The organism is Pseudomonas sp. 21LCFQ02, from assembly GCF_024129895.2.
Classification (GTDB): Bacteria; Pseudomonadota; Gammaproteobacteria; order Pseudomonadales; family Pseudomonadaceae; genus Aquipseudomonas.
Genome location: NZ_CM178749.1, coordinates 1,593,828 through 1,619,181 on the forward strand (window position 1 = coordinate 1,593,828; position 25,354 = coordinate 1,619,181).

Annotated in this window: 23 protein-coding genes; 16 read left to right on the top strand and 7 right to left on the bottom strand. The window is 60.9% G+C overall.

The features are described from left to right. Positions 1-10 precede the first annotated feature (10 nt). The 3 genes from NJC40_RS07470 to NJC40_RS07480 form a co-directional block, all read right to left on the bottom strand. Complete coding sequence (locus tag NJC40_RS07470; protein WP_253140759.1) at positions 11-1,402, bottom strand: FAD-binding oxidoreductase; 1,392 nt, start codon at positions 1,400-1,402, stop codon at positions 11-13. 60 nt (positions 1,403-1,462) lie between these two features. Continuing rightward, on the bottom strand, positions 1,463-2,185 hold the full coding sequence (locus tag NJC40_RS07475) for a FadR/GntR family transcriptional regulator (protein ID WP_253140760.1): 723 nt from the start codon (positions 2,183-2,185) through the stop codon (positions 1,463-1,465). Positions 2,186-2,256: 71 nt separating this feature from the next. Then, on the bottom strand, positions 2,257-3,996 hold the full coding sequence (locus tag NJC40_RS07480; RefSeq protein ID WP_253140761.1) for an IlvD/Edd family dehydratase: 1,740 nt from the start codon (positions 3,994-3,996) through the stop codon (positions 2,257-2,259). 208 nt (positions 3,997-4,204) lie between these two features. On the opposite strand from NJC40_RS07480, the gene NJC40_RS07485 reads away from it, so the two are divergent. The 5 genes from NJC40_RS07485 to NJC40_RS07505 all read left to right on the top strand — a co-directional run bounded on the left by NJC40_RS07485 (position 4,205) and on the right by NJC40_RS07505 (position 9,658). Beyond that, a complete protein-coding gene (locus tag NJC40_RS07485; protein ID WP_253140762.1) occupies positions 4,205-5,509 on the top strand; it encodes an MFS transporter in 1,305 nt (434 codons plus the stop codon). 60 nt (positions 5,510-5,569) lie between these two features. Continuing rightward, positions 5,570-6,523: an acetaldehyde dehydrogenase (acetylating) gene (locus NJC40_RS07490; protein ID WP_045486082.1), complete on the top strand. Its 954-nt coding sequence runs from the start codon at positions 5,570-5,572 to the stop codon at positions 6,521-6,523. Continuing rightward, the gene (gene dmpG / locus NJC40_RS07495) at positions 6,520-7,539 is read left to right on the top strand and encodes a 4-hydroxy-2-oxovalerate aldolase (RefSeq protein WP_045486085.1); all 1,020 of its coding nucleotides are present in this window, start codon (positions 6,520-6,522) and stop codon (positions 7,537-7,539) included. Before NJC40_RS07490 ends, dmpG begins: the two co-directional genes overlap by 4 nt. Before the next feature lie 149 nt (positions 7,540-7,688). Then, the gene (locus NJC40_RS07500) at positions 7,689-8,861 is read left to right on the top strand and encodes a hypothetical protein (protein ID WP_253140763.1); all 1,173 of its coding nucleotides are present in this window, start codon (positions 7,689-7,691) and stop codon (positions 8,859-8,861) included. Between the two features lie 65 nt (positions 8,862-8,926). Continuing rightward, a complete protein-coding gene (locus NJC40_RS07505; protein WP_253112011.1) occupies positions 8,927-9,658 on the top strand; it encodes a hypothetical protein in 732 nt (243 codons plus the stop codon). Between the two features lie 257 nt (positions 9,659-9,915). Here NJC40_RS07505 and NJC40_RS07510 read toward each other — a convergent pair whose 3' ends face one another. Then, a complete protein-coding gene (locus tag NJC40_RS07510; protein WP_253140765.1) occupies positions 9,916-12,303 on the bottom strand; it encodes a penicillin acylase family protein in 2,388 nt (795 codons plus the stop codon). 151 nt (positions 12,304-12,454) lie between these two features. Here NJC40_RS07510 and bipL point away from each other — a divergent pair, with 151 nt between their 5' ends. Next, a complete protein-coding gene (gene bipL, locus NJC40_RS07515) occupies positions 12,455-13,399 on the top strand; it encodes a phospholipase BipL (protein WP_253140766.1) in 945 nt (314 codons plus the stop codon). Positions 13,400-13,405: 6 nt separating this feature from the next. On the opposite strand, the gene NJC40_RS07520 is transcribed toward bipL, so the two are convergent. Beyond that, positions 13,406-14,152: a DUF2059 domain-containing protein gene (locus NJC40_RS07520; protein WP_045486100.1), complete on the bottom strand. Its 747-nt coding sequence runs from the start codon at positions 14,150-14,152 to the stop codon at positions 13,406-13,408. A gap of 188 nt (positions 14,153-14,340) precedes the next feature. Between NJC40_RS07520 and NJC40_RS07525 the strand changes: the two genes are divergently transcribed. Beyond that, the gene (locus tag NJC40_RS07525) at positions 14,341-14,976 is read left to right on the top strand and encodes a 2OG-Fe(II) oxygenase (RefSeq protein WP_045486103.1); all 636 of its coding nucleotides are present in this window, start codon (positions 14,341-14,343) and stop codon (positions 14,974-14,976) included. A 9-nt stretch (positions 14,977-14,985) separates the two neighbouring features. Here the strand turns inward: NJC40_RS07525 and NJC40_RS07530 are convergent, their stop codons facing one another. After that, the gene (locus NJC40_RS07530; protein ID WP_253112017.1) at positions 14,986-15,507 is read right to left on the bottom strand and encodes an Mpo1 family 2-hydroxy fatty acid dioxygenase; all 522 of its coding nucleotides are present in this window, start codon (positions 15,505-15,507) and stop codon (positions 14,986-14,988) included. 84 nt (positions 15,508-15,591) lie between these two features. On the opposite strand from NJC40_RS07530, the gene NJC40_RS07535 reads away from it, so the two are divergent. Further along, complete coding sequence (locus tag NJC40_RS07535; protein WP_045486109.1) at positions 15,592-16,302, top strand: Crp/Fnr family transcriptional regulator; 711 nt, start codon at positions 15,592-15,594, stop codon at positions 16,300-16,302. Here NJC40_RS07535 and NJC40_RS07540 read toward each other — a convergent pair. Then, a complete protein-coding gene (locus tag NJC40_RS07540; RefSeq protein WP_253140767.1) occupies positions 16,299-17,264 on the bottom strand; it encodes an AraC family transcriptional regulator in 966 nt (321 codons plus the stop codon). The genes NJC40_RS07535 and NJC40_RS07540 overlap by 4 nt on opposite strands. Positions 17,265-17,408: 144 nt before the next feature. Here NJC40_RS07540 and NJC40_RS07545 point away from each other — a divergent pair, with 144 nt between their 5' ends. The 8 genes from NJC40_RS07545 (at position 17,409) to NJC40_RS07580 (ending at position 25,235) form a co-directional block, all read left to right on the top strand. After that, on the top strand, positions 17,409-17,990 hold the full coding sequence (locus NJC40_RS07545; RefSeq protein WP_045486115.1) for an alpha/beta hydrolase: 582 nt from the start codon (positions 17,409-17,411) through the stop codon (positions 17,988-17,990). 81 nt (positions 17,991-18,071) lie between these two features. Continuing rightward, positions 18,072-19,022, top strand: coding sequence for a sigma 54-interacting transcriptional regulator (locus NJC40_RS07550; RefSeq protein ID WP_045486118.1), 951 nt, complete (start codon positions 18,072-18,074; stop codon positions 19,020-19,022). Positions 19,023-19,255: 233 nt separating this feature from the next. Beyond that, entirely contained in the window at positions 19,256-20,038 is a 783-nt protein-coding gene (locus tag NJC40_RS07555) for a MetQ/NlpA family ABC transporter substrate-binding protein (protein ID WP_045486121.1), read from the top strand. A 182-nt stretch (positions 20,039-20,220) separates the two neighbouring features. Then, positions 20,221-21,117 (top strand): TauD/TfdA dioxygenase family protein, encoded by an 897-nt coding sequence (locus NJC40_RS07560; protein WP_253140768.1) that lies wholly within the window; start codon positions 20,221-20,223, stop codon positions 21,115-21,117. A 30-nt stretch (positions 21,118-21,147) separates the two neighbouring features. Beyond that, a complete protein-coding gene (locus NJC40_RS07565; protein WP_045486126.1) occupies positions 21,148-22,032 on the top strand; it encodes an ABC transporter ATP-binding protein in 885 nt (294 codons plus the stop codon). Between the two features lie 42 nt (positions 22,033-22,074). Continuing rightward, entirely contained in the window at positions 22,075-22,953 is an 879-nt protein-coding gene (locus NJC40_RS07570; RefSeq protein ID WP_253140769.1) for an ABC transporter permease, read from the top strand. Positions 22,954-22,982: 29 nt separating this feature from the next. Further along, a complete protein-coding gene (locus NJC40_RS07575; RefSeq protein WP_253140770.1) occupies positions 22,983-23,999 on the top strand; it encodes an ABC transporter substrate-binding protein in 1,017 nt (338 codons plus the stop codon). Between the two features lie 435 nt (positions 24,000-24,434). Beyond that, a complete protein-coding gene (locus NJC40_RS07580; protein WP_052483383.1) occupies positions 24,435-25,235 on the top strand; it encodes an RHS repeat-associated core domain-containing protein in 801 nt (266 codons plus the stop codon). Positions 25,236-25,354: the final 119 nt, after the last annotated feature.

Genomic DNA, 25,354 nt, shown 5'->3' on the forward strand with positions numbered 1-25,354 from the left:
GGCTTCGCCGCTAAAGCGGCTCCTGCAGTGCCCGGAATATCTTGCCCGGATTCATCAGGCCCAGCGGGTCCAGGGCCTGTTTGATGGCGCGCATGCTGTCGATGGCCACCTCACCATGTTCCTGGAGGAGAAAGTCGATCTTGTGCAACCCCACACCATGTTCACCGGTGCAGGTGCCTCCGGCCTGCAACGCGCGGTGGACGATGGCGTGGTTGAGGCGTTCGGCCTCGATCAGTTCGGCCGGGTTATCCGGCGCCAGCAACATGCAGACGTGGAAATTGCCATCCCCTACATGACCGAAGATCGGCGCCGGCAGGTAAGACTGGTTCAGGTCCTGTTCGGTGGCGACCACGCATTCGGCCAGTTTCGACAACGGTACACAGACATCCGTAGACAGCGCTCGGCAGCCCGGCTTGAGTTGCAGGAAGGCGAACAATGCATCGTGGCGGGCGCTCCATAGCCGGTTGCGGTCCTCCTGACGGGTCGCCCACTCGAAGTTCTGCCCGCCATTGCCCTGGGCCAGCCCCTGCACGGTTTCAGCCTGTTCAGCCACGCTGACCTGATTGCCGTGGAACTCCAGAAACAGCGTCGGCGCTGCGCGCAGGTCGAGTTTCGCGTAGCGGTTAAGCGCCTCGATGGCCAGGCGATCGACCAGTTCGGCACGGGCCACCGGCACGCCCATCTGGATGGTTTCGATCACGGTCTGCACCGCCCCGGCGACACTGTCGAAGCTGCATACCGCGGCGCTGATCGCCTCGGGTTGTGGGTGCAGTTTGAGGGTGATTTCGCTGATCACCCCCAGGGTGCCTTCGCTGCCGATCAGCAGCCGGGTGAGGTCGTAGCCGGCCGATGACTTCTTGGCCTGTGAGCCGGTGTGCATGACCCGACCGTCAGCCAGTACGGCCTTCAGGCCCAGTACGTTCTCGCGCATGGTGCCGTAGCGCACGGCGTTGGTGCCTGAGGCGCGGGTGGCGCACATACCGCCGATGCTGGCGTCGGCTCCCGGGTCGATGGGAAAGAACAGCCCGCTGGCGCGTAGATACTCGTTGAGGGTCTTGCGGGTAATCCCCGGTTGCACCGTGATGCTCATGTCTTCGGGGGTGAACGCCAGCACCTGGTTCATGGCCGACACATCCAGGCTCAGGCCGCCCTGCACGGCCAGCAGATGGCCTTCCAGGGATGAGCCGCTGCCATAAGGGATCACCGGCACCCGGTGGGCGTGGCACAGGCCGAGAATGGCGCTGATTTCTTCAACCGTATGGGCAAACGCCACGGCATCGGGGGGGATCGGGTCGTACAGGGATTCGTCGCGGCCGTGGTGTTCGCGAACGGCCGTGGCGGTGCTGAAGCGCTCGCCGAGCAAATCGCTCAGCGCATCAATGAACGAGGCAGGCAAAGGCATGGCAGGCTCCGTGGGCATGGTGTCCGGTCGCCTGCCCGAGCATGACCCAGCTGCCTGACGCTATAGCGGCGTCAGGACGTTCATCACGGTATCGAGGGCGGCACGGGTGTCGTCGAGCTGGACCAGCGAGGCATAGCGGGCAGCCAGGGCATCGCGGTTCTTGATGGCGGTGAGGATGGCCTGGTGGCGGGGCAGGCTGAGTTCCTGAATGTTGGGACGCATGTTGGTCAGGTTGATCGACTCGCGCAGTGGTAACGACAGCATGTTGCACATGTAGGCCAGCAGGTCGTTGTGGGTGGCGTCGGCAATCGCCCGGTGAAAGTCCAGGTCTGGCTGGAGCATTTCTTCGCGGGTCTGTGCCGCCGCCATACGCTGGTAGGCGTCCTCGATCACGGCGATATCGGCATCGGTCGCCGTGGTGGCCGCCATGGCGGCAATCTCCGGTTCGAGAATCCGTCGTACCCCGGCCAGCGTGTTGAAGAACTCGCTGTGCGGGGTCGAGCGCATCAGCCAGAACAGTACGTCCGGGTCGAGCAGGTGCCACTCTGCACGCGGTCGTACCACGGTGCCGACACGCGGCTTGGAGAACACCAGGCCTTTGGCGGTCAGTACTCGGGTGGCCTCGCGCAGCACTGGCCGACTGACCTTGTATTCCTCGCACAGAGTAGCTTCCGGGGGCAGTTTTTCTTCGGGCTTGAAGCGGCCGGAAACGATATGCACACCCAGTTCCTGAACGATCTGCGCGTGCATGCTTTTGCGTGGTTTGGGGGTCTGGTAATCCATAAAGACGCAAGGACTCTGGCGAAATGCGCTGCATCATAACATCCCTCCAGAGCCCTTTCGGCTTCGTGCGGTCAGTGTGAGTGCCGCGGCACTTGCGAGCCACGGCAGCCGACCAGAAAGTCGAAGTCGCAACCCTGATCAGCCTGCATGACGTGATCGACATACAGCCGCGCATAGCCACTGGAGAAGATGTTCGCCGAGGTGTCGGGCTGCAGGTCGGCCAGGCGTCCTTGCAGTTGCTCGTCGCTGATGTCCAGATGCAGCCGGCCGCTGTGGCAGTCCAGCTCGATGAAATCACCATTGCGCACGGCCGCCAGCGGGCCACCGGCCGCCGCTTCCGGGGCGACGTGCAGAACCACAGTGCCGTAGGCGGTGCCGCTCATCCTGGCGTCGGAAATGCGCACCATGTCGGTCACGCCCTTGGCCAGGACCTTGGGCGGCAGGCCCATGTTGCCGACCTCGGCCATGCCCGGATAACCCCGTGGGCCGGCGTTTTTCAGCACCAGTACGCAGGTTTCGTCGACATCCAGGTCCGGGTCGGCGATGCGTGCCTTGTAGTCATCGAAGTTTTCGAACACCACAGCACGACCGCGATGTTGCATCAACGCCGGGGTGGCCGCTGACGGCTTGAGCACCGCACCGCGTGGCGCCAGATTGCCGCGCAGGATACACAGCCCGCCATCGGCCACCAGCGGGTTGTCGATGGGCCGAATCACTTCGTCGTTGTACTGCGGCGAAGCCTGGCAGTTGTTCCAGATGCTCTTGCCGTTGGCGGTCAGGGCGTGCGGGTTGGGTAGCAGGCCGTTTTCACCCAGACGGCGGATCACCGCCGGCAGGCCGCCGGCATAGTAGAACTCTTCCATCAGGAAGCGCCCGGAAGGCTGCAGGTCGACCAGCGTCGGTGTACCACGACCGACCCGTGTCCAGTCGTCCAGCTCCAGCTCAACACCAATGCGTCCGGCGATGGCCTTGAGGTGAATCACCGCGTTGGTCGAACCGCCGATGGCGGCGTTGATGCGGATGGCGTTTTCAAAGGCCTCGCGGGTGAGGATTTTCGACAGACGCAGGTCTTCGTGAACCATGTCGACGATGCGCATGCCCGACAGGTGCGCCAGCACGTAGCGGCGCGAGTCCACGGCCGGAATCGCCGCGTTGTGCGGCAGCGAAGTGCCGAGGGCTTCGGCCATGCAGGCCATGGTCGAGGCGGTGCCCATGGTGTTGCAGGTACCGGCCGAGCGCGACATGCCCGCTTCGGCCGAGAGGAACTCGTCGAGGCTGATCTGGCCGCCCTTGTAAGCCTCGTGCATCTGCCAGACCACTGTGCCCGAGCCGATGTCCTTGCCCTTGTGCTTGCCATTAAGCATTGGCCCGCCAGTGACGACGATGGCCGGCACATCGCAGCTGGCGGCTCCCATCAGGAGGGCCGGGGTGGTCTTGTCGCAGCCGGTGAGCAGCACCACCGCATCGACCGGGTTACCGCGGATGGCTTCTTCGACATCCATGCTGGCCAGGTTGCGGGTCAGCATGGCCGTGGGGCGCAGGTTGGACTCACCGCTGGAAAACACCGGGAACTCCACTGGAAACCCACCGGCCTCCAGCACGCCTTTTTTCACGTGCTCGGCGATCTTGCGAAAGTGTGCGTTGCAGGGGGTCAGCTCTGACCAGGTGTTGCAGATACCGATGATCGGCTTGCCCTGGAACTCGTGGTCCGGAATGCCCTGATTCTTCATCCAGCTGCGGTACATGAAGCCGTTCTTGTCGGCAGTGCCGAACCATTGGGCGGAGCGCAGGGAGGGCTTTTGGTCGGTCATGATCGGCGAACTCTTATTGTATGACTATTTGGGTTTCGTGCTGAAAACATACACCATAAAAATCGCATTTCAAGTGGTTGTCAGCTAAATAGTCTTACTATATTGTTCGATTCATGGGGTTGATACGTCCTTGTCGATCGCTGGGCGGTTAATTAGTCAGATCAATCGCAGCCAACCTATCCATAACAAAAACAAGTGGAGAACAGCTATGAATCCGGAATCTCGGATCATTCGCAGGCTTACGCTCAGGTTGATTCCCTTCCTGATCCTGTTGTACCTGGTCGCCTTCATCGATCGCTCGGCGGTCGGCTTCGCCAAACTGCACATGAACGCCGATCTGGGCCTGAGCGACATGGCCTACGGGTTTGGCGCGGGTCTGTTTTTCATCGGTTATTTCATCTTTGAAGTGCCCAGCAACCTGCTGCTGGAGCGATTCGGAGCGCGGCGCTGGTTTGCCCGTATCCTGATCACTTGGGGGGCGATCACTGTGGGTATGGCGTTCGTCCAGGGGCCTTACAGTTTCTACCTGATGCGCTTTTTGCTGGGCGCGGCAGAAGCCGGGTTCTTTCCGGGCGTGCTGTACTACATCACCCGCTGGTTCCCGGTACGCAACCGCGGCAAGGTGCTGGGCTTTTTCATCCTGTCGCAGCCCATCGCGCTGATGGTCACCGGACCGTTATCGGGCTGGATCCTGGGCATGAACGGTATTCAGGGCCTTGCTGGCTGGCAGTGGCTGTTCATTATCATCGGTCTGCCGGCGATTGCCCTGGCCTGGCCGACCCTGAAAATCCTCCCGGATACTCCCAAGGATGCCCGCTGGCTGGCTGAAGCCGATCGGCAGTGGTTGCAGGGTGAGCTGGAAAAAGACCGCATCGAGTACGGCCAGACCGAACACACCAACCCGCTACGTGCCCTGACCGACCGCCGGGTGCTGATCCTGGCCCTGCTGTACCTGCCCAGCACCCTGAGCACCTATGGCCTGGGCCTGTGGCTGCCAACCCTGGTGCATCAGTTCGGTGGCAGCGACCTGACCACCGGTTTCATCTCGGCGATTCCGTACATCTTCGGGGTCATCGGCCTGTTGCTGGTGCCGCGCAGTTCCGATCGGCTCAATGACCGCTACGGGCACCTCATCGTGCTGTACATCCTCGGTGCCACGGGCCTGTTCCTGAGTGCCTGGCTGAGCATGCCGGGCTGGCAACTGGCTGCCCTGTGCCTGACCGCATTCAGCCTGTTTTCGGTCACCGCCATCTTCTGGGTTCTGCCGGGCCGCTTCCTGTCCGGTGCCACCGCTGCGGCGGGCATCGCCCTGATCAACTCGTTCGGCAACCTGGGCGGCTACATCGGCCCATTCGGCATCGGTGCGCTCAAGGAGTACACCGGCACGCTGTCATCGGGGCTGTACTTCCTGGCAGCGGTGATGCTGACCGGTGTAGTCCTGACCTGGCTGGTTTACGCCCAGCTTGAAAAGAAAGCCGAGAAGCCTGCCGACGCGCTTGGCCAGACCACCTGACTTTCCCTCTTTACCTCTGCGGCGGGCCGCCATGCCCGCTGCCCTGGAGCAACCAAACCAATGACCAGAAAGCTTAAAGTCGCGATCGTCGGCTCGGGCAATATCGGCACCGACCTGATGATCAAGGTGCTGCGTAATGCCCGTTACCTGGAAATGGGCGCGATGGTCGGCATCGATCCGGCCTCCGATGGCCTGGCCCGTGCCGCACGTCTGGGGGTGGCGGTGACCCACGAAGGGGTCGAAGGCCTGACCCGTCTGCCGTTGTTCGACGAGATCGATTTTGTCTTCGATGCCACCTCGGCCGCGGCCCATGTGCGCAATGACGCCTTGTTGCGTGCGGTGAAACCCGGTATCCGCCTGATTGACCTGACCCCGGCGGCAATCGGCCCTTACTGCGTGCCGGTGGCCAACCTGGAACAGAACCTGGAGCAGTTGAACGTCAACATGGTGACCTGCGGTGGCCAGGCGACCATCCCCATGGTGGCGGCGGTGTCACGGGTTGCCAGGGTCCATTACGCCGAGATCGTCGCCTCTATTGCCAGTAAGTCAGCTGGCCCCGGAACTCGCGCCAACATTGATGAGTTCACCGAGACCACCTCGCGAGCCATTGAGGTCATCGGCGGGGCCGGCAAAGGCAAAGCGATCATCGTCATGAACCCGGCCGAGCCGCCGCCGATGATGCGCGACACGGTGTTCGTGTTGTCCGAGCGTGTCGATCAGGCGCTGATTGAAGCCTCGGTAACCGAGATGGTCGCTGCCGTGCAGGCGTATGTGCCCGGTTACCGCCTCAAGCAGCAGGTGCAGTTCGAGGTCATCCCGGTCGATGCGCCGTTGAACATTCCGGGGCTGGGCCGGTTTTCCGGGATCAAGACCTCGATCTTTCTGGAAGTCGAGGGCGCCGCCCATTACCTGCCGGCCTATGCGGGCAACCTCGACATCATGACGTCTGCCGCACTGGCGACCGCCGAGCGCATGGCGCAATCGATGCTGAACGCCGGAGGATCCTTGCAATGACTTTCAACCCCGAGAAAAAGCTGTATATCTCCGATGTGACGCTGCGCGATGGCAGCCATGCGGTGCGTCACCAGTACTCGATCCAGAACGTTCAGGACATCGCCCGGGCGCTGGACAAGGCCAGGGTCGACAGCATTGAAGTGGCCCATGGCGACGGCCTGCAGGGATCGAGCTTCAACTACGGCTTTGCCGCGCATTCCGATCTGGAGTGGATCGAAGCGGTGGCCGATGTGATCAGCCATGCGCGCATCACCACCTTGCTGCTGCCAGGCATCGGCACGGTGCACGACCTCAAGGCCGCTTATGATGCCGGTGCCCGCTCGGTGCGTATCGCGACCCATTGCACCGAGGCCGATGTCTCCAAGCAGCACATCGAGTTCGCCCGCTCGCTGGGCATGGACACTGTGGGCTTTTTGATGATGAGCCACATGATTGCGCCCGAGCGGCTGGCCGAGCAGGCGCGGCTGATGGAAAGCTACGGTGCGACGTGCGTGTACATGGCCGATTCTGGTGGTGCGATGAGCATGCAGGATGTGCGTGAGCGGTTGCGCGCGTTCAAGGCGGTGCTCAAGCCTGAAACCCAGACCGGCATGCATGCCCACCACAACCTCTCGCTGGGCGTGGCCAACTCCATCGTGGCGGTGGAAGAGGGCTGTGACCGCATTGATGCCAGCCTGGCCGGCATGGGCGCCGGGGCCGGCAATGCACCGCTGGAAGTGTTCATTGCCGCCGCCGACCGGCTCGGCTGGAACCATGGCACCGACCTTTACACCCTGATGGACGCTGCCGACGATATTGTCCGGCCGCTGCAGGACCGGCCCGTGCGGGTCGACCGCGAATCTCTGGCGTTGGGCTATGCAGGGGTGTACTCCAGCTTCCTGCGCCACAGTGAGGCCGCTGCCGCCCGCTATGGCCTCAAAACTGTGGATATTCTGGTCGAGTTGGGCAAACGCGGCATGGTCGGCGGTCAGGAAGACATGATCGTCGATGTGGCACTGGATCTGTTGAATCGCTAGATATCGGTTGGCAACAGCCGCGAAGGTTTCGCGGCTGGGCTACGAAGCAAGCGCTATCAGACATGTAGGACACGTCCAATTTTGCTGTAGGCCCGTAAATCCCCGTCGAGCGCTTGCTAGGCTGCGATCCCACGATCAGGGACCGCGCGATGAGCGAGCCAAAAACCACCCCGCAATACACCAAAGCGCCCGACACCGGCCTGCGGGTCATGCCGCGGCCGACCACGCCGCAGAGTGCTGAAAGCCTCCCGCCGCCACCGGTCTACAGCTTCGAAAACCCGCCACCCAGACAGCAACTGCGGCCTGAACCTGCTGTCGGCGCCGAACCCGGCTTTTACATCGTGCCACGCAGCATGTCGCCGGCGGAGCTGTACCGTGAGCTGTTCAGCGCCATGCCCAACGCCGCGTTGCGCTCGTTCAGCCAGCTCAATCCCGGCCTGGATCAAACCCTCAAGGCCGGCACCCTGATCGTCCTCAGCGACCCGAACAACCGCACCTGCACCTTTGCCGAATCACAACTGTTGGCTGCCGCCGAAGAGGTCAAGGCTGCCCTGGCACCACTGACGCCTGATGAGGCTGACTTCATGATGCGCCATGCCGCAGAGATCGCCACATTTACAGGGGAGACATCGACCTGGCTGGGGGTGAGTGCGGCGGTGATGGAGGCGCATTTGAAGCGTATTGAAAGTGTTTTAAAGAAAATTGAAGCGTTGCACGCTGACAACTTTCGCAGGCACGGGCATCTCAAGTCGCCGGAGTTTTTCAGCGAACGCAAGAAGCTGCTGGCCCAACTGGATGATCACCTTCTGGGCTCCAAGCGTTTGCGTGCAATGACTACGCTTGACGATCACCACAAACTGAAAAATGCGTTGGGAATCTCCAGTCGAAGCCTGGTGCATCACTGGCGTAAAGCCGGAGGGGCCGGACCCATTCCGGGGTATACCGAGCACGTCAAAGCGATCAGTCGAGCTACTGCCTGGATGAAGGTCGGGGGCTACATCGGTATTGGTTTCGGGGCTATGTCCGGGATTACGGCAATCAAGGATGTGTGCCGAAACGGCGATGAAAGCGCGTGTCGCAAGATCAAGTTTGTCGAGGGTGGAAAGTTCTTGGGTGCAACGGGAGTTGGGATGGCAAGTGGTTGGATTGCAGGCAAGGCGGCGATGCCTATTTGCTTGCTCCTCGGGCCAGCCAGCGCTGGAGTAGGAACGGTTGTATGTGCTGCAACTGCTGTCGGGATCGGAGCTTTGGTAGGCACATTAAAGGGAAGTGATTGGGGAGAGGATGCCGGTAATTTCGCCTATGAATGGGTATATCCATGATTGAGCATGAGTCTTGGAGGTCTATAGCACTACAGATATATGTATTGGGCCCTCTGGTATTAGTGGTGTTGCGGCATCTGTTCGTTCGGTATCTCTGTCGCTTCCATCTGGGCGACATGCTTGAAGCTATCAAGGACAGTCCGGAATTCAAGCGGGAGTACATGAGGGGAATTGAACATCTAGGACTAGGCTCTCGTGCCGGGCTGTTGTTGTTGATTGGGCGAGCGCTTTTTTTTTCTAAAAGCAGGATTGCAAACGGTCACCTCAATGCAATGGAAATTGAAAGATTTCCGTCTCATTTGAGGCGGCTGGCATTAGGTAATGCCTTTTTTCTTGCGTTCAATGTCATATGGTTTCTGACATGGCTGGTGCAGCTTTCATTGACACGACCTGATCTGATCGCGCGAATTATTAATGAGATGCAGAACCCGTTTTTTTTATTTTATGCGGGTCCCTGGATTTTTTTCGCAGGTAGCCATTTTTTGAAGGTATATCTGAGCCGATATTTTTTGGGTGAAATGATCGCGGCTGTTGGTTTGAATGCTGAATATCGTCGGCTACATACAGTGGCGCTGGAGCGGATTGTGTTCTGCGAGCGTTCTCATTTATTGATCATGATAGGGCTCGCGGTCCTGTATAAAGGCTTAGGGGTAAGGAATTCGAAACTGCAAGTTTATGAGCTGAGCTTTTTGTCTCGTAAATTCAAAAGATTGGCGGCCATAAAGGCACTTTGTACTAATGTCTGGTTGCTATGGCTTTTGGTTACGTGTCCGTTTCTTGTCATGGAGCGGCTCTGATGTTCGGCGTTTACGCACGGAAATTCGGTTGAAAGTCTTGGGGGGAGTGGTTCTGAAAGTGATTGGTTAGCCACCTTTCTAAGGTGCGGTTGTTTTCTGGCCATTTCTGCAAGATTTATATTGAGCGTTTATGTAAGGCATTACTTGCTAAAGAAACTCTTGGGCCAGTTGCACTCTGGCTCTGATTTGGATCTTAGCATTTGCTCCAGTCGCGAAAGCTTCGCAGCTAAAGCTGCTCCTACGAGGTTTCATGTTCACTAACGTCTCGGCACCAACCGCAATTCCCCCTGCCGATGTGCCTGCACATCCGCCTCACTGAACCACTGCGGCACGTACTCGCCACGAATGTAGCTTTCAGCCTGGTCGGCATAGTGGCGGTCAAACGGTACGCCGCTCTGGCCCACCGGGTTGATGCCCAGGCTGTTGGCCGGGTCGGCGAAGTCGATCAGGCGGCGGGTCGAGGGGCCGTAGTTGACCGGCCATGGCGCGGGGCCGGTGCGTGATGACAGGTTATTGGGGACCTCGTGGCTGCCGGGGGCCGGGAAGGGGCCGACGTTAAGCAGCCAGTCCAGAGGCTTCTGGGCACCCAGCGGATGGGCGTGGGTCAGTTGATGAACCTTGCCCCATTGCCACTGCTGCGAGTCATTGCCGTACAGGCTGCGCAGGTGATCGAGGCTGGCGCGCCAGGCGGCCTGGACGATCTCGCTGCGGCTTTCGCGGGCCAGCGTCTGGCGGTCGTCCCACCACGGCGAATCGGCGTCGGCGGCCAGGCGCGGCATGGCCGAGTCGAACACCCGGGTTGAGAGCAGGGTGTCGAACAGGGCATCGCCCAGGTCGTCCTTGAAGGCTTTGTCTGCCAGGTTGAACAGCAACTGGTTAAACAGCGTGGCAGCCACTGAGTTCAGCGGGTAGTCGCCTTGCCAGGTTGCAAGCTGGCCGAGCAGCGCCCGTTCGGCCGGGTCTTGAGTGGCTCGCAACAGCTCTGGCAACAGGGGCTTGAGGATGCTCGGCGCATAGTCGGTGGTGGTGCCCAGTTGCAGGGCCTTGCTCGACTTCAGGTCCCATTTCACTGAGGCATCACGCAGTTGCCGATCAAGCTGTTGGCCGCGTTGCGGTGGGTTGTAGTAGCCGGGAATCTCGAGGCCGGCCGGCGATAGCGGCTGGAAATTGGCCGAGATGATGTAGCCGCGGGCCGGGTTTTCTTCCTGGGGGTTGGCGCTGAACGGGTGAAAACCCGGTTTTTCGGCCTGGCCGCTGCTGCCGTCGAGAATGAAGGCCGGGTTGACGCCCTGTGGGCGGATTGGCAGTTGCCCGGCAGCCCACCAGCCAATGTCGCCGCTGGCGTTGGCCCAGACGATGTTCAGCCCCGGCGCCTGAATCTTCGCTGCGGCGCTGCGCATCTTGTCCAGCGTATCGGCGCGGTTGGCCTGATAGAAACCGTCGAGCACCGGGTTATCGGCCTCCAGAAACGACCACCACATGGCAATCGGTGTGCTGCCGGCCTGTTTGCCCAGCGCGTCGTTGATGATCGGCCCATGCGGCGAGCGGCGCAGGGTCAGGGTCACCGGTGGCTGGCCCTTGACCGCGATCTGCTGTTCGCTGCGGGTCATCTCCACCCAGCGGCCCTGATACCAGACCTGCTCGGGGTTGTCTGGGTTGGTTTTCTCGGCGATCAGGTCCAGGTCATCGTTCTGGAACATGGTCAGGCTCCAGCCGAAATCCATGTTGTGACCGAGAAAGGCGAAGGGATTGAGTGCCTGGTAGTGACCGTACAGCTCGAAATCCGGGGACGACAACTGCGCCTCGTACCACACCGCCGGCACCGAGAAGCGGATATGCGGGTCACCGGCCAGCAGCGGCTTGCCACTGCGGGTGCGGCTACCGGCGATGGCCCAGGCATTGCTGCCTTCGAACTGTGGCAGGCCGGCGTCCTGCAAGGCTTGTTGGCTCATTTGCGCCAAGGCACCGAGGTCTTGCCAGTCGTTGTGGCTCAGACCCGGCTGGCCAGCCAGCATGCCGTCGGGATGCCATTGCAGATCGAATACTTTCAGGTAATTGGCGCCCAACTCGTCACGCACGTAGGTCAGCAACGGTTCGGTACGAAACGCCGCAGCGAAGCTATAGGCCAGGTAACCGCCGATGCTCAGGGTGTCTGCAGCGCTGAACGGCCGTTTCGCAATGCCCAGCAGGTCGAACTCCAGTGGTCTGGCGCGGCTGTCCTGGTACTGGTTGATGCCGTCCAGATAGGCCTCCAGTGCCTGCCAGGCCGGGGTTGTACGGTCCTGACGGGCGACATAGGCGTCGGCGTGTTCGCGGATGCGCAAGGTGCGAAACAGCCGGTCTGTGTCGATCAGTTTGGGGCCCAGTACCTCTGCCAGTTCACCGCGCGCCAGACGGCGCAGCATTTCCATCTGGAACAGCCGGTCCTGGGCTTGCACATAGCCCAGCGCCCGGTACATGTCGGCCTGGTTTTCGGCGCGGATATGCGGCACACCACGTTCGTCATAACGCACGCTGACCGGCGCGCGCAGACCGTTGAGGGCCAGTTCGCCGGCACGCACGGGTTGTTTGCTGTGGACGTACCAGGTCGCACCTGCGACAAGCAGGCCAAGGGCGATGGCGAGGACGGTAAGGCTGCGTTTCATCCGGTGTCTCTGCAAGTGGCTGGCTGACTGAAGCTGAGCCGCACCCTACAGTCTGTGACGGCGCCTGGGTAGTGTCAGCTTGTAGCTTGCCAGCCAGCGACAGACAGATGAAGATCAGTGCAACACCTTGCCCAGCGCCTGTGGATTTGCCATGACCGACACCTTCGACCCCGATCAGTTACGTGCCAGCCTGCAGCCGCTGAGCGCCGAGGATGCTCTGTCGCCAGCCGGGCAGGCTTACCAGCGTTTCTACAGCCTGGGTGCATTGGGCGGTGAAAAGGTCATTCGCAGCTGGCTGGGCCGTCTGGATGTGGATCAGTACCAAATCGTCGGCCAGGTCTGGTTGCCGGAGCGACCGCTGGCGACACTGATTCTGATGCACGGTTTCTACGATCATATGGGTTTGTATCTGCATGTGATCGAGTGGGCGCTGGCGCAGAACTTTGCGGTGTTGTCTTGCGACCTGCCGGGGCATGGGCTGTCCAGCGGCAGCCGGGCGAGCATTGGTGACTTCGCCGAGTACCAGACCGTGCTGCAGCGTCTGCTGGCCGAGGCGCAAGCCTTGCAGTTGCCGCAGCCCTGGCACTTGTGCGGGCAGAGCACCGGCGGCGCCATCGTGGTCGACCATGTACTGCATCGCGGCAGCGACAGCCCGGCCCAAGGCCAGGTGATTCTGTTATCTCCGCTGGTACGGCCAAGGGCGTGGGGCTGGTCCAAGGCCAGTTACTACTTGCTGCGACCGTTTGTCAGCGGCATTGCCCGGCGCTTTACCGAAAACTCCAATGCCCCGGCGTTTCTGCCGTTTCTGATGGCCGACCCCTTGCAGCCGCGGCGCCTGCCCACTGCCTGGGTCGGGGCGCTGGCGCGCTGGATCGTGCATATCGAGAAGGCGCCACGCAGCGAACGGCAGCCGTGGATCGTGCAGGGCGAGTCGGACATGACCGTGGACTGGAGCTACAACCTGAGTGTGCTCAACGAAAAATTCAGCGCCCCGCAGATTCTGATGCTGCGTGAGGCCAGGCACCACCTGGCCAATGAGATTCCCGAATTGCGCGCTCAGTATTTCGAGTTTCTCAATGGGCGCTTTCGGAGCTGAACCCACTTACAGGTTTGAGTTGCTCTGCCCGACTGCCAGGCCTGCCTTGATCGCCGCCAGCGCCGCCTGATAATAGGCCCGACCTTCGGGTGATTCGGCAAAGCTTGAGAACTGCTCCAGTTCCGGGTCCGAAAGGTCGCGGTAGACGTACAGCAGGGTGTTGTTGAGGTCTGCGGCAATCTGCGCCATCAGGCGTTCGCGCTGGCCTTCGAGCATGCCTTGGGCCTGACCACCGCCCAGCAGCCCCGGAATCATCTGGCTGAGGCTGTCGGCGGCGACGCCGGCCAGCGCCAGGCTGACCTCGGCACCGGCCTGCTTGGCCGGCAGCGCCTGGGCCAGATGGCCGATCAGCAATTGGCGGGTCGAGTCGGCCTGGATCACCGGCAGGCCCTGGGCGTGTTTGGCCAGTTGATCGGCGCGGGTGGCGGTCAGCTCGGCATTGACGATTTTGCGCCCCAGCGGCGACTGAAAAAAACGCAAGGCCGGAGCCGGATCCTTGAGGGTTTCGCGCAGCCGCTGCGCTGCGCGCTGGTCGACGGCCTGCGCCGCAAAACGCTGGTTGCTGTTGTTGACCAGGGCCTGGAACACCGCCGGTGGCAGGTTGGCCTGATAGCGCTGCTGCGCAGCCTTGAGCGCGTCATTGAAATGCGCCCGTTGTTGCGGCCAGCCAGCGGCCTTGTACAACTGATCGAAGTTGTCTGCCCAGGCAGGCAGTGCGCACAACAGCAACAACACAACACACAAACGACGCATTCGGGACTCCTGTCGGCAGGCCACTATTCTCGGTGCGTTAGCGGGGGTTTGTCGAGGCATGCCTGCGCCGGATCAATTAAAACTGCAACAGCCCGGTAACCCACTATTGGATAGCCGGGGTTACGGCTACTATAGGCAGCCTCTGAAAACGTTTGCGAGGCACTCGCAGTCAGTTTCTGAGGTGCTCCATGCACGCCACGCCCATCCCCACCGATCACCCCTTGTTACAGCGCATCGTTGACGACCTGGCCACCCGCGGCTGGTCGCAGCAGGACGTGTTCCTGCCTGATGAACTGACCCGCGAACTGGCCGCCGAGTGCCGTCGGCGTGCCGCTGCCGGTGACCTGGAGCCGGCCGGGGTTGGTCGTGGGCTGGCGCAGGAGGTGCGCGAGGGGATTCGCGGCGACCATATCCAGTGGCTGGAGCCGGGGCAGTCAGGTGTCTGTGACCAGTACCTGCAGGTCATGGACAGCTTGCGGACGGCCTTGAACCGCGATTTGTTCATGGGCCTTGAAGATTTCGAGAGCCACTTCGCCTTCTACCCGCCGGGGGCGTTCTACAAGCGGCATCTGGATCGCTTTCGCGATGACGACCGGCGCATGGTCTCGGCGGTGTTGTACCTCAATCCTGACTGGCAGCCCCAAGAGGGCGGTCAGTTGCGGATGTACCTGGAAAACGACGCGCCGCATGACGTGCAGCCGATCAGCGGTTGCCTGGCCATCTTTCTGTCTGGTGAGGTGGCGCATGAGGTATTGCCGGCCAGCCGCGACCGGCTGTCGCTGACTGGCTGGTTCAGGCGCCGGGGCAACGACGTCCTGGCCTGAGCCGGTTTCTCAACCTGTGACAGGCTTACGCTTGCGTACCGGCCCCACCCGTTTCTCGATCGCCTGCTGCAAGTCCTTGCGCATCCCCAGCAGGAAGGCCAGTTCTGCCACCACGAACAACGGGCCGATGATCAGCCCGGTCACGTCGTCGATGAACGCCGGTTTGCGGCCTTCGTAATAGTGGCCGATGAACTGGATGATCCAGCCAGTCACGAACAGGCCCACGCCCCATGCCAGCCATACGCTGGTGGATTGCTGTGCCAGGCTGGCACCGCTCCATAGGCATAACAGCAGCAACACCGACATCAATACGCCCAGTGGCCGGTCCAGACGCAGATAGAAACGCACCGACGCCACGGCGACCAGCAAGGCCGGTGACAGCCATAGGCCGTAGGCAAGTACCCCAGGGCGTGACAGAAGAATCGTCACGGCCAGTACGATCAGTGGAATACCCAGGAAGTGGGTCACGATATTGCGCCAATCACGGTGATAAGCCGCATATTGGCTGAGATGATCGACCAGGTTTTTCATTATTATTCCTGTCCGCAGCGTTGATGGGTTGGCTACACAGTAGCTGCTCCAGCAACCACCTGCCTACGAAAAAAGGGAGCAGAAATGACAAATGGAACGCTGTGGCGGTCGCGCTTGATGAGCGACTACTGGTTTGGGCAATTGCCGGCCGCCTTGCAAGACGCTTTATTGGGCGCTGCGCGACAACGGCGTATTACCCCAGGCAAGCTGCTGTTTGCTCAGGGTGACCCGCCCTGTGGCCTGTACGTGCTGCTTGAGGGCGCGGTGCGCATGGGCAGTGCCGGGCAACAGCGTCTGACGCCACGGCTTGAAGAGCTGGTGGCGCCGTTCTGGTTTGGCGAGGTGTCGCTGTTCGATGGCCAGCCACGCACGCTGGATGCCTATTCTCTGGTGCAGAGCATCTTTTTGCAGGTGCCCCAGCCGTTTATTGATCAATGGCTGCTTGAGCACCCTGAAGATTTACGCTTTTTTGCCCAGTTACTCAGTAACAAGCTCGGCCTGCCATTGCTGCGCCCGGAAAAACTGCACAGCCTGCCGGATCGCGCCCGCGTCGCCTGGCGGTTGTTACTGCTCTGCGAAGGCTACGGGCAACTGAGCCATGCCCGGCGGCTGGTCGGTTTCGAGGCGATTGAAGCCTGCCCTACCGTAGCGTTGTCGCGCGCCGCCTTGCTGGAAGTCCTGCAAGACTTGCAGCAGCGCAGGATCATCCGGCTGGGCCAGGAGCAACTGGAAGTCTTCGATATCGATAAGCTGCGCAAGGCAGCCAATGTGCTGCGCGCCCGCGCACCCTGCTAACGCGCCAGCCCCTGGCGATACTGCGTCGGGGTCAGGCCGGTCCAACGCTTGAAGGCGCGGCTGAAACTGTCGACATCGGCAAACCCTAGCAGCGACGCAATCTCGCTGAGTGAGGCGTCCGGGTCGTTGATGTGCAGCAACGCAAGGTTTTCCCGGCACTGGTTGACCAGCAGATCATAGCGGCAGCCTTCGTCGGCCAAGTGCCGTTGCAGGCTGCGCAGGCTCAAGCCTAAAACCTGGGCAACGGTCTCGGCGCTCGGTTCGCCTTCGGGTAACTGCGCTTCGATCGCGCTGCGCACCCGTGGCTCCCAGATCAGCGCCTGGGCCTGTGCTGCCGGCTCGCCCGGCTGGGTGGCGCCGTCATCCAGGTGGCTGTCGAAGTCGCGGCTGGCGAACACCAACAGGTTGTGCGCCGCGCCGAAAAACAACGGCGCGCGAAACAGCTCCTGCCACGGCAGCGGGTTTTCCGGCTGGGGGCGTTGCAGGTGCACCTCCAGCGGTGCATAGCTACGCCCCAGGCGGTTACGGCAGGTGCGGACGTAGATGGCAGCAAAGGCATCGAGCATCTCGGGCACGGGAGCCGCGCAGTCTGGCGGTGGGCTGAAGCTGAATTCGTAGCGCTCGCCGGTTTTCTGGAAGCTCAGTTGCAGGGCGTCGCGAGTGGGGGAGTGATAGCGCACGATGCGCTCGAACACCTCGCGCAACGATTCGCTGGCCACCAGGGTGTAGCCCAGCGCATGAAAACTGGTCGGGCTGACAAAGCGCGACACCCGCAGGCCCAAGGCCGGGTCGGCGCTGGCCTGTACTGCCAGTTGCCACAAGCGTAGCGTCGCCCCCGGCGCCTCGTGCGTGTGCGGGTCAAGCCCGGCTGCCAGGCACAGCCCGGCGCTGTCCAGGCCCAGGACGTCGAGTTGCTTGCGCAGAGCGCGGGTCCAACTGGCGAGGCTGCTTGGCTCGGGCATGCGCGATACACCCTGTGTTGGCTAGGGGGAGAAAAAATACTGTTATTTCTTTAAGGAATTAATAAATATCTTCTTATTCCTTAACGAATATATATTGCCTCCCTATACTCGCTGCATGGATACAGGCCTTCAGGAGGCGACCCCATGCATAACGAATCCATCCGTTATCTGATCGTGCCAGGTTGGCAAGGGTCGCCGGACGATCACTGGCAGACTCATTGGCAGAATAGCTTGCCCAACAGCGCCCGTGTACAACAGGCTGACTGGGACAAACCACGTCGGGAAGATTGGGTGGGTGAGTTGCAGCGTTCGATTGCCGCGCACAGCTCGCCGGTGATCCTGATCGCCCATAGCCTGGGCTGCATCACGGTGGCGCACTGGGCGCAACTGGCGCCGGTCGAGTCGCTGCGTCAGGTGCATGGGGCATTGCTGGTTGCGCCTGCCGACGTCGAGCGGCCCAACTGCCCGCCGGCACTACGAAATTTTGCGCCGATTCCCGATCACCTGCTGCCGTTCCCGACCCAGATTGTCAGTTCTGACAACGATCCGGCGGTCAGCACCCAGCGTGCCATGGAAATGGCCCGCCACTGGGGCGCCGAGGTGGGCTTTCTGAGCCAGGCCGGGCACATCAACGTCAAGTCCGGTCACCAACGCTGGGAGCAGGGCTTCGCCTACCTTTACCGCCTGCAAAGCCGCCTGGAGCAACAGTCGCGTCGGCGCGCTTGAGTCTGCGTTTTATTTATCAGCTCCGATCCGGGGCCATTTTTTGTAACGCCGGGGCCAGGATGGCGCTGGCGGGAGTTATTCATGAGTGTTCAAGAGATTCCTGGTCAGTCGTTTCTGACCTTCCCTGATGCTGACAAGAGCCCGCTGAGCATCCGTGCCAAGGCGCTGGTGTTCATCGACCCCCGCTCGCGGCAGTTGCGTACCGAAATGGAGCAACTGGCGGCGGGGCCGTTGCCGATCCTGATTCGCGGCGAACCGGGCACCGGTAAAGAGCTGCTGGCCCGCCACATTCATCGTGGCAGTGATCGCGGTGGCCTGTTCGTTTCGGTCAATTGCGGGGCGCTGAGTCCGACCTATGCCGAAGCCGAGCTGTTCGGCCACGCGCCTGGTGCCCATAACGGCTCACCGAGCAGCCGCGCCGGCTGGTTCGGTTCGGCCAACGGCGGCACGCTGTATCTGGATGAAATCGGCGACCTGCCGCTGCCGATTCAGAGCAAGCTGTTGGCCGCGCTGGAAAATCATGAAGTCACCCGGGTCGGCTCACAGCAGCCCAGCCCGGTGGATGTGCGCCTAGTCGCGGCGACCAGTATCGACCTGGCCAAGGCCGTGGCGGCGGGCAAGTTTCACGAGCGCTTGTACCATTACCTCAGCGAAGGCCGTCTCGACCTGCCTGCCTTGCGCGAGCAGCCGGGCAATATCCTGCCGTTGGCCGAATACTTCGTCGGTATCTACAGCCAGCGTCTGAACCTGCCGGTGCAGTTGATCAGCGATGCCGCCCACGAGGTGTTGCAGGCCCACGACTGGCCGGGCAATACCCGCGAGCTGGAAAACGTCATCCACTTCGCCCTGCTGGTCAGCAGCGGCGAAGAAATTCTGCCAGAACACCTCAATCTGCCGGGCAGCAACGACCCGCTGGCTGAAATTGAACGCCAGACCCGTCGGTTGCTGGGTAATGCCGAGCCTGCGCAACTGGCGCAACTGAAAAGCCTGCTGCAAACATTGACCGGGCGCCTTGAGCAACTGCCGGGCTGACCCCTCTGAAGCAAAGATTTCAACGCCGTAGTCCGTGATGGGCTGCGGCGTTTTTTTTGCCAACTGGTCAGGAAATAGCGCACCAGAGGCTTATCTGTAAAAGTAATAAGAAGATTGATAAAAAGTATTTTGTGGTAATAAAAAAGCCCGCTAATGTCTGCTCCACGTCCCAATGGCCACCATCGGGACCCTCAAATACTCATAAGCAACACAGATCCTCCAAGGGGCAACGCATGAAAAAGACATTCCTGATGGCCGCACTGGCAGTGGCGTTCTCGACAGGCCTGGCACATGCCGGCGAGAAACTGGTGGTTGGCGCGACCCCGGTTCCGCATGCCGAAATCCTTGAGCTGATCAAGCCGACCCTGGCCAAGGAAGGTGTGGACCTGGAAATCAAGGTTTTCACCGACTACGTGCAGCCCAATGTACAGCTCAACGAGAAGCGTCTGGACGCCAACTACTTCCAGACCAAGCCTTACCTGGACGGGTTCAATAAAGGTAAAGGCGCGACCCTGACCACCGGTGTGGGTGTACACGTCGAACCCTTTGGTGGTTACTCGTCGAAATACAAGAGCCTGAACGAGCTGCCTGAGGGCGCCACCGTGGCGATCCCCAACGAGGGCAGCAATGCCGGCCGTGCCCTGTTGCTGTTGCAAAAAGGCGGCCTGATCACCCTGAAAGACCCGACCAACGCCCTGTCGACCCCGAAAGACATCGCAACCAACCCCAAGAAGCTGAAATTCCGTGAGCTGGAATCGGCGGTACTGCCGCGTACCCTGAGCCAGGTCGATCTGGCGCTGATCAACACCAACTACGCGCTGGAAGCCAAGCTCAACCCGAAAAAGGATGCACTGATCATTGAAGGCGCCGATTCGCCGTACGTGAACTATCTGGTAACCCGTGCCGACAACGCCAACACCGACGCGATCCAGAAGCTGTCCAAGGCGCTGACCAGCCCTGAAGTCAAAGCTTTCATCGAGAAGAAATACGACGGCGCGGTATTGCCGGCGTTCTAAGCAGTAATAGCGTTATTTTCGCGGCTGAAGCCGCTGCTACGGGCGTACACCTGTAGGAGCGGCTTCAGCCGCGAAGCATTTGAAACCAGTCATATGCATATTCAATAACGGTATTTAAATTTAATTTCTTATATCGATACAGTTACTCCATTCAGTTCCTGGTCCTTTGAATCGGAGTACTCATGCCAGCAGCCTCCCTCGCTTCTTCAGCCGCACAATCGGCCAGCCAATCCTTCGAAGTACGCCCTCTGTCCGGCAATGTCGGTGCAGAGATTGTCGGCCTGGATTTGTCTCGCAGCCTCAACGACAGCGACTTTGCCCGGGTCCATAAAGCCCATCTGGACCACCATTTGGTGGTGTTCCGTGACCAGCGGATCACCCCGCAGCAGCAGATCGATTTCAGCCGCCGTTTCGGTGTATTGCAGATCCACGTGCTCAAGCAGTTCCTGTTGGCCAACCACCCGGAAATCCTCATCGTTTCCAATATCGTTGAAGACGGCCAGCCCATCGGCCTTGGCGATGCCGGCAAGTTCTGGCATTCGGACCTGTCCTACAAAGAGCTGCCAAGCCTGGGTTCGATGCTCTATGCCCAGGAACTGCCCAGCGAAGGCGGCGACACATTGTTCGCCGACATGCACAAGGCCTGGGAAACCTTGCCTGAGCATCTGCGCAAGGCCGTGGAAGGCCGCAAAGCAGTGCACAGTTATACCGCGCGCTACCGTGACGGTCACAACGCCGAAAACTGGCGGCCGACCCTGACCCCCGAGCAACTGGCTCAGGTGGTTGAAGTGGCGCATCCGGTGGTGCGTACCCACCCGGAGAATGGCCGTAAGGCGCTATTTGTCAGTGAAAACTTCACCACCCATATCGTCGGTGTGCTTGAAGACGAAAGCCGCCAGATTCTCGCCGAGGTGTATGCCCACAGCACCCGCCCCGAGAACGTCTACCGCCACCAATGGCAGGACAACGACATGGTGTTCTGGGACAACCGTTCATTGATCCACCTGGCGACCGGCTGCCCGGCCCATCTGCGCCGCCGCTTGCACCGCACGACCATTCAGGGCACTGCGCCTTACTGATCAGCCGTACCGATTTAGAGGAGCGCCGACATGAATGCTGTCGTGCAAAGCCATACGGCTAGCCATAACAATCCCGCGCAACAGGCCAATCAGCCCGCCGCTGAGGCCTTGTTGCAAGTACAGAATGTGAGCCTGGAATACCGTACCCCGGAGCGGGTTGTGCGGGCGACCCATCAGGTCAGTTTCGAGGTCGATCCGTCTGACCGCTTCGTCCTGCTCGGCCCCTCGGGCTGCGGCAAGTCCACCCTGCTCAAGGCCGTGGCCGGTTTCATCAGGCCCAGCGAGGGGCAGATTCGTCTGGCCGGTCATCAGGTCAGCGAACCGGGACCGGACCGCATCGTGGTGTTCCAGGAGTTCGACCAGTTACCGCCCTGGAAGACGGTGATCGAGAACGTCATGTTCCCGCTGCTGGCCTCGCGCACCCTCAAGCGTCCCGAGGCGCTGGAGCGTGCCAAATACTATCTGGACAAGGTCGGCCTGAGCGCTTTCGCCCAGGCGTACCCGCACACTTTGTCTGGCGGCATGAAAGCGAGGGTAGCGATTGCCCGCGCGCTGGCCATGCAGCCGAAGATCCTGCTGATGGATGAGCCTTTCGCCGCGCTCGACGCGCTGACCCGGCGCAAGATGCAGGAAGAGTTGCTGGAGCTATGGGACGAGGTGCGTTTCACCCTGTTGTTCGTCACCCACTCCATTGAAGAGGCGTTGGTGGTCGGCAACCGCATTCTGCTGCTGTCGCCGCATCCGGGCCGGGTTCGCGCCGAGATCAACAGCCACCAGTACGACTTGCAGAGCCTGGGCGGGGTGGGGTTTCAGCAGACCGCGCAGCGCATCCACCGCTTGCTGTTCGACGAGCAGCCCGGTGGCAGCCAGACCGAGCGTGAACTGGGCTTTCAGGACATACGCATCGCGTATTGAGCATTCACCGGCAGGCCTGGCCTGCCCGCAGAGATTCAAACCATGAGTATTTCCACCAATCCGTCTTCGCCGCGCCGCGAAGAATATGAAGTCGCGCTTGAACCATTCGTTCAGAGTGAGCTGGCCCGTGACATTCCCCTGCTGCAGCGCATCTGGCAACTGGGCTGGGTGCGCAAGACCCTGATCATGATCGTCCTGGCCGTGCTCTGGGAAGTGCTCGCCCGCATCCAGGCCAACGACCTGCTGCTGCCGAGCTTCTTGCAGACTGCCAAAGCGTTTTACGAAGGCCTGCTCAGCGGCGAACTGCTGGGCAAGGTATGGATCTCGCTTACGGTGTTGATTCAGGGGTATCTGATCGGCATCGTCCTGGCCTTTGGTCTGACCACCCTGGCGGTGTCGACCCAACTGGGCCGTGACCTGCTCAGTACCCTGACCGCCATGTTCAACCCGCTGCCGGCCATCGCCCTGTTGCCGCTGGCGTTGCTGTGGTTTGGTCTGGGCCAGAACAGCCTGATCTTCGTCCTGGTGCACTCGGTGCTCTGGGCACTGGCGTTGAACACCTATGCCGGTTTTCTGGGGGTGTCCGAGACGCAGCGCATGGCCGGTCGCAACTATGGCCTCAAGGGTCTGCGCTTTGTCTGGCACATCCTGATTCCGGCGGCGCTGCCGTCGATCCTGGCTGGCCTGAAGATTGGCTGGGCCTTCGCCTGGCGCACCCTGATCGCCGCCGAACTGGTGTTCGGCGCCTCGTCGGGCAAGGGCGGCCTGGGCTGGTACATCTTCCAGAACCGCAACGAGCTGTACACCGATAAGGTGTTTGCCGGCCTGGCTGCGGTGATCCTTATCGGCCTGCTGGTCGAGAACCTGTTGTTCGCCAACATTGAACGTCTGACCGTGAAACGCTGGGGCATGCAGCGTTAAGCATCACAAAATTCCAAGAGAGTCTTTCCATGAGCACTATTTTCAAACGTTCGGCCTTGGGCGGCCTGGCTGCGACCTTGGCTTTGAGCGGGCTGTTCAGCAGTACGGCCCAGGCCGAAGGCAAGATCAGCATCGCCCAGCAATTCGGGATCGGTTATCTGATTCTCGATGTGGTGCGCGACCAGAAACTGATCGAGAAACACGGCAAGCAACAAGGTCTGGATATCGAGGTGAACTGGAACAGCGTTTCCGGCGCCACGGCGATGAACGAAGGCCTGCTGGCCGGCGCACTGGATGTGGTGTCGGCCGGCGTACCGCCGATGCTGACGGTCTGGGACCGGACAAAGGGCAAGCAGAACGTCAAGGCCATTGCCTCGTTGGGTTCGATGCCCAACTACCTGCTGACCAACAATCCGAACGTGAAGACCCTCAAGGACTTCTCGGAAAAGGACCGTATCGCCGTACCGGCAGCGGGCGTGGGGTTCCAGTCGCGGACCTTGCAGATCGAAACTGCCAAGCAGTTCGGTAACGACAACTACAAGAAATTCGACAATATCTCGGTGAGCCTGGCCCACCCGGATGCCACGGCTGCGCTGCTTGCCGGTGGCTCGGAGATCAATTCGCACTTCTCCAGCCCGCCGTTCCAGTACCAGGCGCTGGAAAACCCTAACGTACATAAAGTGCTCAGCTCGTATGATGTGCTCGGTGGCCAGGCTACGTTCAACGTCCTGTACACCACCCAGAAGTTCCACGACGAGAACCCCAAGACCTACAAGGCGTTCTACGACGCACTGGCCGAAGCCGAGAAGATCATCAAAGCCGACAAACCGGCGGCTGCGCAGACCTACATCCGTGTCGAACAGTCCAAACTGCCATTGGCGCTGGTCGAGAAGATCGTCGCCGATCCGGAAATCGACTTCACCATCACCCCGCAGCGCACCTTCATCTATGCCGAGAAGCTGCATGAACTGGGCGTGTTGAAAAACAAGGCAGCGAGCTGGAAGGACTACTTCTTCGAAGAAGCCCACAGTACGCCGGGGAGCTGAGTAACCAGTGCCGGCCATATAGCGCAATAAACACCGAAGCTTGCAGGAGCAGCTTTAGCTGCGAAGCCTTCACACAGCGTCTTCGCGGCTAAAGCCAATACTGTTCAGATAAGCACTGCGGACCCGGTGGGAAGAGCCGGCCGGCGCCCCGGTCTGCTCGCGAAGAGCCGGTAAAGTCACAGCATCTGCTGCGAATGTGCTGCCGCCTTCGTTGTGGTTCGGCACTCCGACAACCGGAGCGCCGGCCGGCCACTCCTACCGAGATGTGTGTACTTAAGCGAACAGCATCGCGGCTAATGCTGAGGTACATCCACAGCCGATGTGCTGGTTTCTCTGGCCTTTTCGCGAGCAAGCTCGCTCCTACTTCTGCCAGTACCCGACTCCTTTGCGACAGAGCATTGTTGACGCCTCTCTCGATACTTTGAGCAGGCCGTTATGGCGATGCGTATCTACCGCTACGATCCGCTGGACCGTCTGGCCAGGACCAGAACCCTGGCTGCTGGCGAACATTCGTCGCCCGGCTTCAATGGCGAGTTGCCCGACCCGCTGACCGGGCACTACCTGCTGGGCCATGGCTATCGGGCGTACAACCCGGTGCTGATGCGTTTCAACAGCCCCGACAGCTTGAGCCCGTTTGCCGAAGGCGGGATCAATGCCTATGCCTATTGTGCGGGTGATCCGGCCAACCGCTCGGATCGCTCGGGGCATGCAGTGGATGATCATATGAGGTCGTTCCTGTGGATCGGCCTGGGGCTGTTCGGCGCAGCATGGGGCGTCAAACTGGCTGTACCTTCAATCCGGAAAGTGCTCGCGGGTGGAACTGCGGCCTCAGCCAAACTGGCGGCAGCTGGCGCGGTCGGTCAATTGGCGGCCAGCACGGCATTTACGGTCAGCCGGGTTATCGCTGCGGTGGACCCGCGATCGCCAGTGGCTGATCCGCTGATGTGGGCCGCCATCGGGCTTGGATTACCCTCGGTCGGCTCGCGGGTTTCCTCGTTTTTTTGGGGCAAGCGTGAAGGGCGTTTACAGGCTGCAGCCATGGTTCGCGCCAAGCAAGCCCAAGCCATGGTGCAGGAACAGTGGCACCTGCGGCTGGATCTGCGGGTAACACGTCAGGCCGCTCAGTTGCCGGCCGCAGAACGACTGGCACTGGTGCTGCAGCCCTGGTTGCAAGCCATGAGCAGGAATTCTCGTGCGCCGGTGCAGAGCATCGCAGCGTCCGTACGCGGACGTTAGCTGCCAACGCGACTGTCTGCGGTAAACAGCCGGCCTTCACGGCGCAGATTGGCGAGGGTGATGCACTTCGTGTTTCGCCAATGCTTGAGCGCAAGGAACCCTTGCCCGTTCCCCGCAGT

What these genes read in the sequence shown, in the direction of transcription:
- NJC40_RS07470 (WP_253140759.1), bottom strand. Translation starts at nt 1,402, where the DNA reads ATGCCTTTGCCTGCCTCGTTCATTGATGCGCTGAGCGATTTGCTCGGC.
- NJC40_RS07475 (WP_253140760.1), bottom strand. Translation starts at nt 2,185, where the DNA reads ATGGATTACCAGACCCCCAAACCACGCAAAAGCATGCACGCGCAGATC.
- NJC40_RS07480 (WP_253140761.1), bottom strand. Translation starts at nt 3,996, where the DNA reads ATGACCGACCAAAAGCCCTCCCTGCGCTCCGCCCAATGGTTCGGCACT.
- NJC40_RS07485 (WP_253140762.1), top strand. Translation starts at nt 4,205, where the DNA reads ATGAATCCGGAATCTCGGATCATTCGCAGGCTTACGCTCAGGTTGATT.
- NJC40_RS07490 (WP_045486082.1), top strand. Translation starts at nt 5,570, where the DNA reads ATGACCAGAAAGCTTAAAGTCGCGATCGTCGGCTCGGGCAATATCGGC.
- dmpG (WP_045486085.1), top strand. Translation starts at nt 6,520, where the DNA reads ATGACTTTCAACCCCGAGAAAAAGCTGTATATCTCCGATGTGACGCTG.
- NJC40_RS07500 (WP_253140763.1), top strand. Translation starts at nt 7,689, where the DNA reads ATGAGCGAGCCAAAAACCACCCCGCAATACACCAAAGCGCCCGACACC.
- NJC40_RS07510 (WP_253140765.1), bottom strand. Translation starts at nt 12,303, where the DNA reads ATGAAACGCAGCCTTACCGTCCTCGCCATCGCCCTTGGCCTGCTTGTC.
- bipL (WP_253140766.1), top strand. Translation starts at nt 12,455, where the DNA reads ATGACCGACACCTTCGACCCCGATCAGTTACGTGCCAGCCTGCAGCCG.
- NJC40_RS07520 (WP_045486100.1), bottom strand. Translation starts at nt 14,152, where the DNA reads ATGCGTCGTTTGTGTGTTGTGTTGTTGCTGTTGTGCGCACTGCCTGCC.
- NJC40_RS07525 (WP_045486103.1), top strand. Translation starts at nt 14,341, where the DNA reads ATGCACGCCACGCCCATCCCCACCGATCACCCCTTGTTACAGCGCATC.
- NJC40_RS07530 (WP_253112017.1), bottom strand. Translation starts at nt 15,507, where the DNA reads ATGAAAAACCTGGTCGATCATCTCAGCCAATATGCGGCTTATCACCGT.
- NJC40_RS07535 (WP_045486109.1), top strand. Translation starts at nt 15,592, where the DNA reads ATGACAAATGGAACGCTGTGGCGGTCGCGCTTGATGAGCGACTACTGG.
- NJC40_RS07540 (WP_253140767.1), bottom strand. Translation starts at nt 17,264, where the DNA reads ATGCCCGAGCCAAGCAGCCTCGCCAGTTGGACCCGCGCTCTGCGCAAG.
- NJC40_RS07545 (WP_045486115.1), top strand. Translation starts at nt 17,409, where the DNA reads ATGCATAACGAATCCATCCGTTATCTGATCGTGCCAGGTTGGCAAGGG.
- NJC40_RS07550 (WP_045486118.1), top strand. Translation starts at nt 18,072, where the DNA reads ATGAGTGTTCAAGAGATTCCTGGTCAGTCGTTTCTGACCTTCCCTGAT.
- NJC40_RS07555 (WP_045486121.1), top strand. Translation starts at nt 19,256, where the DNA reads ATGAAAAAGACATTCCTGATGGCCGCACTGGCAGTGGCGTTCTCGACA.
- NJC40_RS07560 (WP_253140768.1), top strand. Translation starts at nt 20,221, where the DNA reads ATGCCAGCAGCCTCCCTCGCTTCTTCAGCCGCACAATCGGCCAGCCAA.
- NJC40_RS07565 (WP_045486126.1), top strand. Translation starts at nt 21,148, where the DNA reads ATGAATGCTGTCGTGCAAAGCCATACGGCTAGCCATAACAATCCCGCG.
- NJC40_RS07570 (WP_253140769.1), top strand. Translation starts at nt 22,075, where the DNA reads ATGAGTATTTCCACCAATCCGTCTTCGCCGCGCCGCGAAGAATATGAA.
- NJC40_RS07575 (WP_253140770.1), top strand. Translation starts at nt 22,983, where the DNA reads ATGAGCACTATTTTCAAACGTTCGGCCTTGGGCGGCCTGGCTGCGACC.
- NJC40_RS07580 (WP_052483383.1), top strand. Translation starts at nt 24,435, where the DNA reads ATGGCGATGCGTATCTACCGCTACGATCCGCTGGACCGTCTGGCCAGG.